Origin of the sequence: Devosia sp. (assembly GCF_035944845.1) — a bacterium.
GTDB lineage: Bacteria > Pseudomonadota > Alphaproteobacteria > Rhizobiales > Devosiaceae > Devosia_A.
Map to the genome: position 1 here is coordinate 21,779 of NZ_DASZAW010000076.1, position 11,921 is coordinate 33,699.

Annotated in this window: 13 protein-coding genes; 6 read left to right on the top strand and 7 right to left on the bottom strand. The window is 65.0% G+C overall.

The features are described 5' to 3' along the window. Positions 1-5 precede the first annotated feature (5 nt). Genes VGV07_RS15110 through VGV07_RS15120 form a run of 3 tightly spaced genes read right to left on the bottom strand, consistent with a single transcriptional unit; the run spans position 6 to position 1,506 of the window. Positions 6-365 carry a DUF4326 domain-containing protein gene (locus tag VGV07_RS15110; RefSeq protein WP_326869545.1) on the bottom strand — a complete coding sequence of 120 codons (360 nt, stop codon included), beginning with the start codon at positions 363-365 and terminating at the stop codon, positions 6-8. After that, the gene (locus VGV07_RS15115) at positions 365-982 is read right to left on the bottom strand and encodes a trimeric intracellular cation channel family protein (RefSeq protein WP_326869546.1); all 618 of its coding nucleotides are present in this window, start codon (positions 980-982) and stop codon (positions 365-367) included. The genes VGV07_RS15110 and VGV07_RS15115 overlap by 1 nt, the downstream gene beginning before the upstream one ends. Positions 983-1,038: 56 nt before the next feature. Beyond that, positions 1,039-1,506, bottom strand: a complete 468-nt coding sequence (locus tag VGV07_RS15120; RefSeq protein ID WP_326869547.1) for a hypothetical protein — start codon at positions 1,504-1,506, stop codon at positions 1,039-1,041. Positions 1,507-1,593: 87 nt separating this feature from the next. Here VGV07_RS15120 and VGV07_RS15125 point away from each other — a divergent pair, with 87 nt between their 5' ends. From VGV07_RS15125 to VGV07_RS15140, 4 genes are all read left to right on the top strand, one after another. Continuing rightward, positions 1,594-2,211 (top strand): hypothetical protein, encoded by a 618-nt coding sequence (locus VGV07_RS15125; RefSeq protein ID WP_326869548.1) that lies wholly within the window; start codon positions 1,594-1,596, stop codon positions 2,209-2,211. Between the two features lie 327 nt (positions 2,212-2,538). Further along, entirely contained in the window at positions 2,539-3,450 is a 912-nt protein-coding gene (locus VGV07_RS15130; protein WP_326869549.1) for an acetamidase/formamidase family protein, read from the top strand. Between the two features lie 15 nt (positions 3,451-3,465). Next, entirely contained in the window at positions 3,466-4,491 is a 1,026-nt protein-coding gene (locus tag VGV07_RS15135) for a Gfo/Idh/MocA family oxidoreductase (RefSeq protein WP_326869550.1), read from the top strand. Next, positions 4,488-5,249 carry a metallophosphoesterase family protein gene (locus VGV07_RS15140; protein ID WP_326869551.1) on the top strand — a complete coding sequence of 254 codons (762 nt, stop codon included), beginning with the start codon at positions 4,488-4,490 and terminating at the stop codon, positions 5,247-5,249. Before VGV07_RS15135 ends, VGV07_RS15140 begins: the two co-directional genes overlap by 4 nt. Positions 5,250-5,434: 185 nt before the next feature. Here the strand turns inward: VGV07_RS15140 and denD are convergent, their stop codons facing one another. The 4 genes from denD to VGV07_RS15160 form a co-directional block, all read right to left on the bottom strand. After that, entirely contained in the window at positions 5,435-6,421 is a 987-nt protein-coding gene (denD, locus tag VGV07_RS15145) for a D-erythronate dehydrogenase (protein ID WP_326869552.1), read from the bottom strand. Between the two features lie 278 nt (positions 6,422-6,699). Beyond that, positions 6,700-7,521 (bottom strand): sugar phosphate isomerase/epimerase family protein, encoded by an 822-nt coding sequence (locus VGV07_RS15150; protein ID WP_326869553.1) that lies wholly within the window; start codon positions 7,519-7,521, stop codon positions 6,700-6,702. 159 nt (positions 7,522-7,680) lie between these two features. Further along, entirely contained in the window at positions 7,681-8,847 is a 1,167-nt protein-coding gene (locus tag VGV07_RS15155) for a dihydrodipicolinate synthase family protein (RefSeq protein WP_326869554.1), read from the bottom strand. 185 nt (positions 8,848-9,032) lie between these two features. Then, positions 9,033-10,187, bottom strand: coding sequence for a Gfo/Idh/MocA family oxidoreductase (locus tag VGV07_RS15160; protein WP_326869555.1), 1,155 nt, complete (start codon positions 10,185-10,187; stop codon positions 9,033-9,035). A gap of 188 nt (positions 10,188-10,375) precedes the next feature. On the opposite strand from VGV07_RS15160, the gene VGV07_RS15165 reads away from it, so the two are divergent. Together VGV07_RS15165 and VGV07_RS15170 are read left to right on the top strand one after the other, a co-directional pair. Beyond that, positions 10,376-11,056, top strand: coding sequence for a TetR/AcrR family transcriptional regulator (locus VGV07_RS15165; protein ID WP_326869556.1), 681 nt, complete (start codon positions 10,376-10,378; stop codon positions 11,054-11,056). Positions 11,057-11,279: 223 nt separating this feature from the next. After that, positions 11,280-11,921 (top strand): ABC transporter substrate-binding protein (locus VGV07_RS15170; RefSeq protein WP_326869557.1); only part of this gene is annotated, 642 nt, incomplete at its 3' end.

Genomic DNA, 11,921 nt, shown 5'->3' on the forward strand with positions numbered 1-11,921 from the left:
TCTGCCTATCCGTTTGCCAGTTCGATCAACACGTCTGCGTGGCAGGGCGTTCCCGCCTTGCACCAGCAGGCAAGGTTATGCCCCATGAGTTCCGCCCTAATGACAGCCTGCGCCGGTGGCTCGCCCGGCGACAGTGCCGGATCGAGCGTGCCGCGCAGCCACTGCCCGCACAGGTCCACCGCCTTGCGCTGCGCCGCGGCGCGGTCGAGCCCATAGCGCTCGGCTATGTCGTCGATGGTGAAGGGGTTGCCCCAGGGCCCGGGCCGGGTGATGAGCTTCGCCGGCAGGCCGTTCAGCGCCAGCGAGGCCGCCTGCAGGTTGAACCCGGCCTTGCGCGACAGCTGCATGCGTTGTGGGCGCGCCATCAGCGCAGCTCCTTGTCGTAGACGAATTTCGGCATTTCGAGTTTCCAGACGATCGCTGCGACGCGCAATGCGAAACCGATGGCGATAGTGCCCAGCACCAACAGGTCGTGCGGCACCTCCATCCAGCTCCCCAGATAGTAGAGCGTACCCGAAATGATGGCGACGGTGGCATAGAGCTCGGACGAGAACACCAGCGGCACCTCGTTGCAGAGGATATCGCGCATGATGCCGCCGGCAATGCCGGTGATCATCCCCGCCACCACCACGATGATCGGCTGCTGCCCCATTCCCAGCGCGACGTTGCAGCCGATGATGGTGAAGGCGGCGAGCCCCACCGCATCGAGCAACAGGAACGGCCAGCGCAACGCCGCCATGTAGCGGGCCAGCGCGATGGTGATGAAGGCGGCTGCGCAGCAGATGATCAGCAGATACGGATTCTCCACCCAGATCAGCGGGTAATGCCCCAGCACCAGGTCGCGCGCCGTGCCGCCGCCCAGCGCCGTGACACAGGCGAGCACGCAGACGCCGAACCAATCCATCTTCCGCCGCCCCGCCGCCAGCGCAGCGGTCATCGCTTCGGCGGTGATCGCGACGTAGAAGATGATCTGCAACAGCATGGCGCCCCCCGGGATTTCACCCGGAGCACACTAGAGCAGACGAATCGCCCGGCGGGCTAGTTGGCCTTGGGTGTGATATCGGCAGTCGACTGGATGGTGACCACCTTCACGTCGAAGGCGCCGCACTTGTCGTCCTTGCAGATGCCGTTCAGCCAGACCTGGCCGTTGCCGTACATGATGCCCTGGTAGTTGACGAACACGTCCTGCCATTTCTGGTCCATGATCGCCGTCTTGATCTCATCGGTGAGGATGTTGTCATAGTGCTCTTCGAACTGTGCGGCGTCGCTCAGTTTCATCTTCTCGCCGTCGGCGGTGACCGCTATCGGGTACGACACCCAGGCGGCAAAGCCGGCCTTGTCGCCATCGGCGACTGCCTTGCGAATGGCGTCGAACGCCGCGCGATAGGCGGTGTGGTCGCCCAGCGTGCTATCCACCGCCGCATCGGTATCGGCATCGGTCTGCGCCATGGCCGGAAATGCGCTCAGCGCAAAGGCAAGGCCAAGCGCGGCTAGCAATTTCAACATCATGCAACTCCTGTAAGAACCGGGTGGTCCGCCAAGTGATTGATAGCGCAGGATGTATCCGGCCGTACAGTCGGAGGATCAGCTAAAATGCGAAAGCCACGAAGCATGAAAGCGCTGGAAGAACTGGGCCGGGTACGGCTCAGCCAGAACTTCTTCATGCGCGATTTTCTCTACTCGGAGATCGCCAGTTTCTATGGCATCTCCAATATACCCGATGATCCCGACCTCGCCATCGCAGCGGGCAGGCGCCTCTGCGAGGAGTGCCTCGAACCGCTGACGGCGCGCTTCGGCCGCATCTCGATCCGCTCGGCCTATCGCTCGCCCGCGGTCAACCAGTTCGGCAACGCGCACGACCTCAATTGCGGGCGCAACGAGACCAATTTCGGCGGCCATATCTGGGATCGGCGCGACGCTATGGGCGGCATCGGCGCGACCGCCTGTATCATCGTCCATGCGCTGGTCCCCTGGTACGAAGCCACCGGCCGCTGGGAGGCCATCGCCTGGTGGATCCACGACCACCTGCCCTATGACGAGCTGGAGTTCTTCCCGAAATACGCCGCCTTCAACCTCAACTGGCGCGAACACCCCAAGCGCCGCATCCACTCCTTCATCCCGCCGCGGCGCGGGGTGCTGACCAAGCCGGGGATGGCGAATTTCGAGGGGCGGCACGAGGCGGAATATGCGGAGTGGCTGGCGGGGTTGTGAGGGGGTGTGGAGAGTACGGGGCTCCCCACGCCCCCTCTCTTGCGAAAACTAAGGACTTAGCTGCGCTAAGCCCAAGTTTTCGCTTTCTCCCCCGCCAAGGGGGAGAGTCCCGACTGATACACTGATGTAAGTGGAGGCCACCGATCATCTCCCCCTTGGCGGGGGAGAAAGCAAAATCTTAGGTTTAGCCGTTTGGCTAAGCCTTAGATTTTGCAAGAGAGGGGGTCTTGGAGGGCACAATGGCCCCGCACACCACCCAAGCCTTTCGGCCCACGTGACAACCCTCCCCGCTCCCGCTACCCCTATGCGCCGAGGAGAACCGCCCCAATGACCACGCATCGCTTCGTCGCCACCGAATGGCACAATGTGCTGGGCACGCGCCCGGCTGCTTTCACCGTCGCCTCGGGCGATACCGTGATCACCGAGACGCTCGATGCCTGGGGCTTCGACAAGGATGGGGTGCAGCGCCAGCCCGGCCCGAACCCGATGAATGGGCCGATCCATGTCGAAGGCGCGGCGCCCGGCGATGCGCTGAAGGTCGAAATCCTCCGCATGACCCCCAACCGCGCCACCGGCTGGACCCGCTCGTCGCTGGCCGGCAACGTCGTCGACCCGGAAACCGTGCGCGACCTGCCCTCGCGTGAGGCCGCCAACTGGTCGATCGACCGGCAGGCCGGCACCGCGCAGCTCCACCCCCCGGTAAAGGGGCTCGAGCATTTCGTGCTGCCGCTCGAGCCGATGATCGGCTGCTTCGGCGTCGCGCCGGCGCTGGGCCAGGCCTTTTCCACCGCCACCAGCGCCGAGAATGGCGGCAACATGGATTATCGCGGCTTCGGCCCCGGCGCGACGGTGTGGTTCCCGGTCGCGGTCGACGGCGCGCTGTTCTTTCTCGGCGACTGCCATGCCGTGCAGGGCGATGGCGAGATCGTCGGCACCGGCATCGAGACCAGCTACGAGGTCGAAGTGCGGCTGACCGTCGAAAAGGGCAAGAAGCTGGTATGGCCACGCGGCGAGAACGCCGAGGAAATCTACTCGGTCGGCAATGCCCGCCCACTCGACCAAGCGCTGCAGCACGCCACCGGTGACATGTTCAACTGGCTCTGCACCGAGTACGGGTTGTCGAAGACCGCTGCCAGCCACCTGATGGGCCAGGTGGTGCGCTACGAGGTCGGGAACGTCTACGACCCGGCCTACACCATGGTTTGCAAGATCCCCAAAAAGTGGCTGCCGCAAAAGTAACCGCTGGAGGCGATAATGGCTGAACCTATCGCCCTGGCAATGATCGGCTGCGGCTTCTTCGCGCAGAACCACCTTCATGCCTGGCAGGACCTCAAGCCCGAGGGCGTCGACCTCGTCGCCGTCTGCGATGTCGAGCCGGACCGCGCCCGGGCTGCCGCGGAAAAATTTGGCGTCCCGCGCTGGTATACCGACGCCGCGGTGATGTTTCGCGCCGAGCAGCTCGGGCTGGTCGATATCGCGACGCAGATGCAGAGCCACCTGCCGCTGGTCAGGCTGGCGTTGAGCCACAAGGTGCCGACCATCATCCAGAAGCCGTTCGGCCAGGATATCGCCGAGGTGCGCGAGATGGTGGCGACGGCGAGGGCCCAGGACACCTTCCTCGCCGTGCACGAGAATTTCCGCTTCCAGAAGCCGTTGCGCCGGATCGCCGAAATCGTCCGCTCCGGCGCCATCGGCAAACCGACCTGGGCCCGGGTCAGCTTCCGCACCGGCTACGACATCTATGCCGGCCAGCCCTACCTCGCCGAGCAGCAGCGCTTCGTGTTGATCGACCTGGGCGTCCACGTGCTCGACGTGGCGCGGGTCCTCGTGGGCGAGGTCGAACATTCGACCGCCGAGTTGCAGCGCCGCAACCCCAAAGCCAGGGGCGAGGACACCGCCACCATGCTGTTGCGCCACAGCTCCGGCGCCGTATCGGTGGTCGAGTGCACCTATGGCTCGCGCCGCCTGCCCGACAGCTTTCCCGAAACGCTGATCGAGGTGGAAGGCGACAAGGGCGCCATCGTCTCGCGCATCGGCAACAAAGTCGAAGTCACTATCGATGGCCGGATGGAGGTGCTGGACGAGGACCCCGAAGTGCTGCCCTGGGCCGCCCGGCCCTGGCACGTGGCGCAGGAAAGTGTGCTCGCCACCAACCGCCATATGCTCGAAGCGGTACGCGCCGGCCGCCCCGCCGCCACCAGCGCCGAGGACAACCTCAAGACTTTCGCGCTCGTCGAAGCCGCCTATCTCGCTGCCGGCAAGGTGCGGCCCGAGGCATGAGCGCGCTCGACCGCATCGCCATCATCTCCGATATCCACGGCAACCTGCCGGCGCTTGAAGCGGTGCTGGCCGATATCGCGACGCGCGGCATCACCCGTATCTACGGACTCGGCGATATCGCCGGCAAAGGCCCGAGCGGCGCCGAGGCAATCGACATTTCGCGCCGGGTCTGCGTTACCACGGTCAAGGGCAACTGGGACGATGGGCTCGCCGACGCCGAGCCCGACACCACTGTGATGTGGCACCGCCGGCAGCTCGGTCCCGAACGGCTGGCCTATCTGCGCGGCCTGCCGGAAACCGTCGAGTTCCGCCTCAGCGGCCGGCTGGTGCGGCTGTTCCATGCCTCGGCGCGCGGCATCTATCACCGGGTGCGTCAGCACGACAGCCGCGACGATCACCTCGCAATGTTCGACAACACCGACTTCACCGGTTTCGGCCCCCTGCCCGATATCGTCGGCTACGGCGACGTTCACACCGCCTATGTGAAGAGCTTCGCCAACAAGTGCCTGTTCAACGCCGGCAGTGTCGGCAACCCGCTCGATATCCCGCAGGCCTGCTACGCCATGCTCGAGGGTCGTTTCGAGAGCAGCGAACCAGCGCCGTGGACCGTAACGCTCGTCCGCCTGCCCTACGATATCGAGGCATCGATCCGCCAGGCGGCCGCTTCGGGCATGCCCGACCTCGAGCACTACACCAACGAACTGAGGACCGCCCGCTATCGCGGCCAGACGCCCAAGCCCGCCCCGGTCTTGGGGTAAGGCAACCGGCATCGCACCGGCGGCCCCACCCCACCCTTGATCGCTCCCAATCAAGGGAAGGGAGAGACGACTGAGGGTTAAGCGGACGCAGAACGCCTCCCTCCCCCTCAGGACGACACCTTGTCGTCACCTGGGAGGGTAGCGAAGTTGGATGGGGGTGGCCCCGCGCTCCTGCCGGCTGCCCCTTACCCCCCGATCTTGCCGCCCAGCTCATCCTCGATGTGAATCCGGATGATCTCGTCAAAGCTCTGTTCGGCCTTGAACCCGAGCGAGATCGCCCGCCTGGCGTCAAAATTGCGCGGCCAGCCGGCGACCATCGAGATGATCTTCTGATCCGGCACATCCTTGATCAGGCTCACGGCCTTGTCGCCCGCGACACGGCGCAGCGCCTCGATCTCCTCGCCCACCGTGGTGGAGAGCCCCGGCACCGAAAGCGTGCGGCGCCAGCCGAGCTTCGTCGTGTCGAGCTCGGCGGCATGGGTCAAAAAGCCGATCGCGGCGCGTGGGCTGGCGAACCAGTGGCGCACATCCTTCGACACCGGCAGCACTGCTTCCTGCCCGACCAGCGGCTCGCGCAGGATATTGGAGAAGAACCCCGAGGCGGCCGCATTGGGCTTGCCCGACCGGATGGTGATGGTCGGCAGCCGAATGCCGACGCCGTCGACGAAGCCCTTGCGCGAATAATCGTTGAGCAGCAGCTCGCAAATCGCCTTCTGCGTGCCGTAGCTGGTGAGCGGAGTAGTGAAGAACTCGTCGCCAATGGCTTCCGGGAAGGGCGCGCCGAACACCGCGATCGACGAAGTGAAGACGAGGCGCGGCAAGTACGGCGCCTTCAGCCTTTCCTGGCGGATCGCTTCGAGCAGGAACCGCATGCCATCCATGTTGATGCGATAGCCCTTGTCGAAATCGGCCTCGGCTTCACCCGAAACGATCGCCGCAAGGTGAAAGATCAGGTCGGGCCGCGAGGCGATGAGCTTCGTCGCTTCCCCCGGCAGCGATACGTCGGAAACCACCGTCGTCACATCGCCATTGAAGGCGATCTTTGCCGGCTCGACCACGTCGGTCAGCGTGAACTTGCTGATGGCCTTGCCCCCCACCTGCCCGGCCTTCAGCAGCGCAGACGTGAGCTTGCGGCCAATCATGCCGGCCGCCCCGATGATCAGGATATGCATGGAGTCTCCTCGGATTTTTGCCGGGAGATTACTCAGTGAGCCGCACGGCGCAAGCGCTGCTTTGGGTGGAGCTGATGGCGGTGCTTGTGGCCCACCCCCACCCAGCTTCGCTACGGGCCGCCGGCCCTAGCTTTGCTACCCTCCCCACAAGGGGGAGGGAGACGATAGAACCGAAACTTGCAGTCGAGGTCTCCCTCCCCTTGATGGGGAGGGTAGCGAAGCTAGGCGGAGCCGTAGCGAAGCTGGGTGGGGTGGAGCCTCACGCTCCAGCGCCCATCTCAACACACGGAGTGCAACCGCTCCACGCATACCCGCACCACCTCGTCGCCCGGCCGCTTCCACCAGTTATCCCGGCTGAAGATCTCGACTTCCTGCGGGCCGTGGTAGCCGGCAGCTTCGATCATCGCCCGGATGGCGGGCAGGTCGATCACCCCGTCGCCCATCATGCCGCGATCGAGCAGCATGTCGGTGGTCGGCACCAGCCAGTCGCAGATGTGGTGCGCATAGATCCGCCCCTCTCGCCCGGCCCGGGCGATGGCGGCACGAAGGTTGGGGTCCCACCACACATGGTAGACGTCGATGGCGACGCCGACGCCGTCCCCCAGTTGCGCCGCGATATCGAGCGCCTGGTCGATGGTGTTCACGCACGCCCGGTCGGCTGCATACATCGGGTGCAGGGGCTCGATGGCGAGCGGCACACCCGACGCCCGTGCATGCGGAAGAATCGCGCCGATGCCGTCGGCCACCATCTGCCGGGCTCCGGGCAGGTCGCGCGACGAGCCGGGCAGCCCGCCCACCACCAGCACCAGGCAATCGGCTCCGAGCGCCGCCGCTTCATCGATGGCGCGGCGGTTATCGTCGATATTGGCCTGCCGCCCCTCGGGGGTTTCGGCCGGAAACATGCCGCCGCGGCAGAGCCCGGTGACCCGCAAGCCATTGGCCTTGACGATGCTGGCCGCCTCGGCGAGCCCGACGGCCGCCACCTGGTCGCGCCAGGGCGAGATGGCGGTGACGCCATGGCGGAGGCAATCGTCGATCATCTGCGCGAAGCTGGAACCATTGCGCAGGGTAGCGAGGTTCATCGAGAGCTGCTGGGTCATCGGGGGAGCAAAGCCGATAGAGACGGCCCCCTCCCGGCCTCCCCCATGAAGGGGGAGGTGCAGAGTCGAGCTTGTGGCGTGATGGCGCCAAACCCACAGGTCGGCACCTCCCCCTTCATGGGGGAGGATGGGAGGGGGTCGTCTGTCTCAGTCATCACCTCAAACCACCCCATGTACAGCCAGCACCCGCTTCATCCGCTCCACGGCCAGCCCCGGGTCTGCCAGCACCCGCGCCTTGTCGGCCAGCCGGAACAACTCGCTCAGGTGCTGCAGTGAACGGGTCGACTGCTGCCCGCCGATCATCGCGAAATGCTCCTGCAGCCCGTTGAGATAGGCGAGGAACACCACGCCGGTCTTGTAGAAGCGGGTGGGCGCGGCAAAGATGTGCCGGCTGAGCGGCACGGTGGGTTCGAGCAGCTCGAAGAACTCGTTGTCGCTGCCGCGGCCGAGCGCTGCCAGCGCCGCCGAGGCGGCGGGGGCAATGGCGTCGAAGATGCCGAGCAGCGCGTCGGAATGGCCCAGATCGTCGCCGGCGATCAGCTCGGCATAGTTGAAATCGTCGCCGGTATACATCCGCACTCCGGCCGGCAACCGGCGGCGCATGGCGATCTCTTTTTCCTTGCTGAGAAGCGAGATCTTGATGCCGTCGACCTTGTCGGCATGCGCCGCGATGACATCGAGGCAGACATCCATCGCCGCACTGTGGTCGGCCTTGCCCCAATAGCCCTCGAGGGCCGGATCGAACATTTCGCCCAGCCAGTGGAGGATCACCGGTTGCTTCACCTGAGAGAGGATGCGGCCATAGACCCGCGCATAGTCGTCGGGCGATTTCGCCGCGACCTTGAGCGCCCGCGACGCCATCAGGATGATGCGGCCGCCCTCGCCTTCGACGAACCCGACCTGCTCCTCATAGGCGCGGATCACATCGTCTATGGTGACATCGGGCCCCGGCGCCAGGTGATCGGTGCCGGCGCCATAGGCGATCAGCGCATCCGAACGGCCGCGCGCTTCCGCCTGGGCGCGGCGGATCAACTCCTGCGCGTCACTCCAGGTGAGCCCCATGCCGCGCTGCGCCGTATCCATGGCTTCGGCGACGCCCAAGCCCAGATCCCACAGTCGGTGCCGGAATTTCAGCGTGGTGTCCCAGTCGATGGCGGGGGTAAGCCAGGGGTCGTTCGACGCCAGCGGGTCGGCCACCACATGCGCTGCGGCATAGGCAATGCGCGGGAAATCGCTGGCGGCGTGCTTTTCGAACGGGATCGGGGTGCCGGTGAGGCGGTAGGTCTCAAGCGTACGGGCGGGCGTCGGAAGAATGAGTTCAGGCATGGTTTACCTCCGAGCGTGTGGCCACCCCCACCCTTGATCCCTCCCCACAAGGGGGAGGGAGACGATCGATGCACCGCCAGTTCCACAGCTCCTCCCTCCCCTTGATGGGGAGGGTAGCGGAGCTTGGCGTCACGAGACGCCTAGCGAAGCTGGGTGGGGTGGGGCCAGGCGCTCGGTTCAGCATCTCAAATCCCCAAAGCCGGCACATCCAGCCAGCGGCGTTCTTTCCAGCTCTGCAGCCCGAGCATGGCGAGTTGCACGCCCTTGGCGCCGGCTTCGAGCCCGTAGGGCCAGGGCGCATCCTCGGCGACGTGCTTCAGGAACATTTCCCACTGCGCCTTGAAGCCGTTCTGCGCCGGCCAGTTGTCGGGCACTTCTTCCCAGTTCTGGAAGAAATCGATGGTCTGCGGCTGATCGGGGTTCCACACCGGTTTGGGCGTATTGACCCGGTGCTGGCTGAAACATTTGTGCAGGCCCGCTACCGCCGAACCATGCGTGCCATCGACCTGGAAGGTGACGAGGTCGTCGCGGCGCACCCGCACGTCCCAGCTCGAATTGATGTGGGCGACGACGCCGCCGGCCAGCTGGAAAGTGGCATAGGCCGCATCGTCCGCGTCGGCGGTATAAGTGTTGCCGCGCTCGTCGACGCGGCTTGGAATATGCGTGGCGCCGAGGCAGCTTACCGCCTCGACCTCGCCGAACAGATTATCCAGCACATAGCGCCAGTGGCACAGCATATCGAGGATGATGCCGCCGCCATCGGCCTTGCGATAATTCCAGCTCGGGCGCTGCGCCGGCTGGCCCCAGTCGCCCTCGAACACCCAGTAGCCGAACTCGCCGCGCACCGAGAGGATGCGACCGAAAAAGCCGGCGTCCTTCAGCATCTTGAGCTTCAGCAACCCCGGCAGGAACAGCTTGTCCTGCACCACGCCGTGCTTGACACCGGAGGCCTTCGCCTTCTTCGCCAGGGCGACAGCAGACTCGAGGTCGTCGGAGACCGGCTTCTCGCAATAGACGTGCTTGCCGGCGTCGATGGCCCGGCTCAGCAGCTCCGCCCGCATCTGCGTCGTGCCGGCGTCGAAGAACACCTCGTCTTCGGTGTTGGCCAGCACCTCGTCGAGGTTGGTCGACCAGCGCTTGATCTGGTGCTTTTCGGCCAGCCGCTGAATCTTGTCGCGGTCGCGCCCGACGATGATCGGGTCGACCATCAGCCGGTCGCCGTTCGAGAGGACCACCCCACCCTGGTCACGGATCGCCAGGATCGAACGCACCAGGTGCTGGTTGTAGCCCATCCGGCCAGTCACGCCATGCATGATCAGCCCAAGCCGCCGCTCGCCCATCCCGACCTCCCTTGTCAGACTTGTTTGTAACTGCTTGGTTACTTAGATACACGTCGCTAGGATGGACCGTCAAGAGCGGCCGTCGAAGCTTGAACGAAAGCATGATTTTCGTCTCAGCCCGACGCGGCTGATGAACCGTCCTGTTACACCGGACGGCACAACCGCAACGGCGCGGGGAGTTAGGATCGATGGCGAGCGACGTTGCAGCGGTGAAGGTTCGGCGGCGCACCGCCACGCCCGCACCGGCGCGTCCGCGTGATGCCGAAAAAACCAAGGCCTCGATCCTCAAGGCGGCCCGCGACGAGTTCTGCGAAGAAGGCTTCAACGGCGCCCGGGTCGATGCCATCGCCGACCGGGCCAAGGCCAACAAGCGCCTGCTCTATCACTATTTCGGGAATAAAGAGGCGCTGTATCAGGCGGTTCTGCTCGATGCCTACCAGGAAATCCGCCGTGGCGAACGCGAGTTGCGCATCAGCCAGTATGATCCGGTAGAAGCTATCGACCGGGTTATCCGGTTTACCTTCCGGCACTTTCTCGCCAATCCGTGGTTCCCGCGGCTGCTGTCTGTGGAAAACCTGCAGAACGCCAAATTCGTCAAGCAGATCAAGAATCTCGACGAGATCCGCTCACCCATCGTCGGCGAGCTGCAGGAGATCGTGAAGCGGGGTCACGCCGAGGGCACCTTCCGCACCGATGTCGACCCGATGCAGCTCTACATCTCGATCATCTCGCTCTGCTATTTCTACGTCTCCAACATGCAGACGCTCTCGGTGGTTTTCGGCAAGGACCTCAGCCAGTTCGCCCTGATCCAGGACCGTGAAGCGCAGGCCGTGCAGATGGTCGTCGATTACCTCCGCACCCGCCGCTGAACCGCTGCAGAGCGCCTGCCACAACGCCTTCGCCGCCGGCCGCGCCTGGCGCCGAGCCCGGTTAGGCGCGATTCTGCCCGGGCTTTGGTGCAAAACGGCACCTGCTTGACAGGCCGCACGTCCCGGCCCATGGTTGTAACCAGTTAGTTATTTAGCGCCGCCAAGAGCGCGAACAGAGATCGGAGTGGCGTCGCCACTTCGGAGGACTAAACGGGAGGAATCCATGACCATGAAGCTAGACCGCCGTCAGTTTCTGCTCGGCACGACGGCGCTTGCCGCCGCCGCCGGCATTTCGCCAGCCTTTGCGCAGGAATCCCTGCGGCTGCTGTTCTGGGGCAGCCAGGCCCGCGCCGATCGCACCTATGGTGTGACCGATCTTTACGCCAAGGCTGGTGGCCCGGCGATCGAAGGCGAGTTCCTCGCCTGGAACGACTACTGGCCCAAGCTCGCCACCCAGACCGCCGGCGGCAACGCCCCGGACGTAATCCAGATGGATTACCGCTACATCGTCGAATACGCCAAGCGGAACGCCATCGCCCCGCTCGATGAGTTCGTCGGCGGCGCCCTGAACCTCAGCGATTTCGACCAGGATCAGCTCGATGGCGGCAAGGTCGACGGCAAGCTCTACGGCATCAGCCTCGGCGCCAACTCGGTAGCGCTGATGATCAACACCGCCGACTTCGAGAAGGCCGGCGTCGAAATGCTCGGCCCGAACACCACCTATGCGGACCTGACCACGATCAGCGAGGCCTTCAAGTCCAAGGGCGTCGGCAAGGCGGTGATCGCCGACGGCTCGGTGTCCGAGCCGATGTACGAGAACTGGCTGCGCCAGCGCGGCAAGGCGCTCTACACCGCCGACGGCAAG

What these genes read in the sequence shown, in the direction of transcription:
- VGV07_RS15110 (WP_326869545.1), bottom strand. Translation starts at nt 365, where the DNA reads ATGGCGCGCCCACAACGCATGCAGCTGTCGCGCAAGGCCGGGTTCAAC.
- VGV07_RS15115 (WP_326869546.1), bottom strand. Translation starts at nt 982, where the DNA reads ATGCTGTTGCAGATCATCTTCTACGTCGCGATCACCGCCGAAGCGATG.
- VGV07_RS15120 (WP_326869547.1), bottom strand. Translation starts at nt 1,506, where the DNA reads ATGTTGAAATTGCTAGCCGCGCTTGGCCTTGCCTTTGCGCTGAGCGCA.
- VGV07_RS15125 (WP_326869548.1), top strand. Translation starts at nt 1,594, where the DNA reads ATGCGAAAGCCACGAAGCATGAAAGCGCTGGAAGAACTGGGCCGGGTA.
- VGV07_RS15130 (WP_326869549.1), top strand. Translation starts at nt 2,539, where the DNA reads ATGACCACGCATCGCTTCGTCGCCACCGAATGGCACAATGTGCTGGGC.
- VGV07_RS15135 (WP_326869550.1), top strand. Translation starts at nt 3,466, where the DNA reads ATGGCTGAACCTATCGCCCTGGCAATGATCGGCTGCGGCTTCTTCGCG.
- VGV07_RS15140 (WP_326869551.1), top strand. Translation starts at nt 4,488, where the DNA reads ATGAGCGCGCTCGACCGCATCGCCATCATCTCCGATATCCACGGCAAC.
- denD (WP_326869552.1), bottom strand. Translation starts at nt 6,421, where the DNA reads ATGCATATCCTGATCATCGGGGCGGCCGGCATGATTGGCCGCAAGCTC.
- VGV07_RS15150 (WP_326869553.1), bottom strand. Translation starts at nt 7,521, where the DNA reads ATGACCCAGCAGCTCTCGATGAACCTCGCTACCCTGCGCAATGGTTCC.
- VGV07_RS15155 (WP_326869554.1), bottom strand. Translation starts at nt 8,847, where the DNA reads ATGCCTGAACTCATTCTTCCGACGCCCGCCCGTACGCTTGAGACCTAC.
- VGV07_RS15160 (WP_326869555.1), bottom strand. Translation starts at nt 10,187, where the DNA reads ATGGGCGAGCGGCGGCTTGGGCTGATCATGCATGGCGTGACTGGCCGG.
- VGV07_RS15165 (WP_326869556.1), top strand. Translation starts at nt 10,376, where the DNA reads ATGGCGAGCGACGTTGCAGCGGTGAAGGTTCGGCGGCGCACCGCCACG.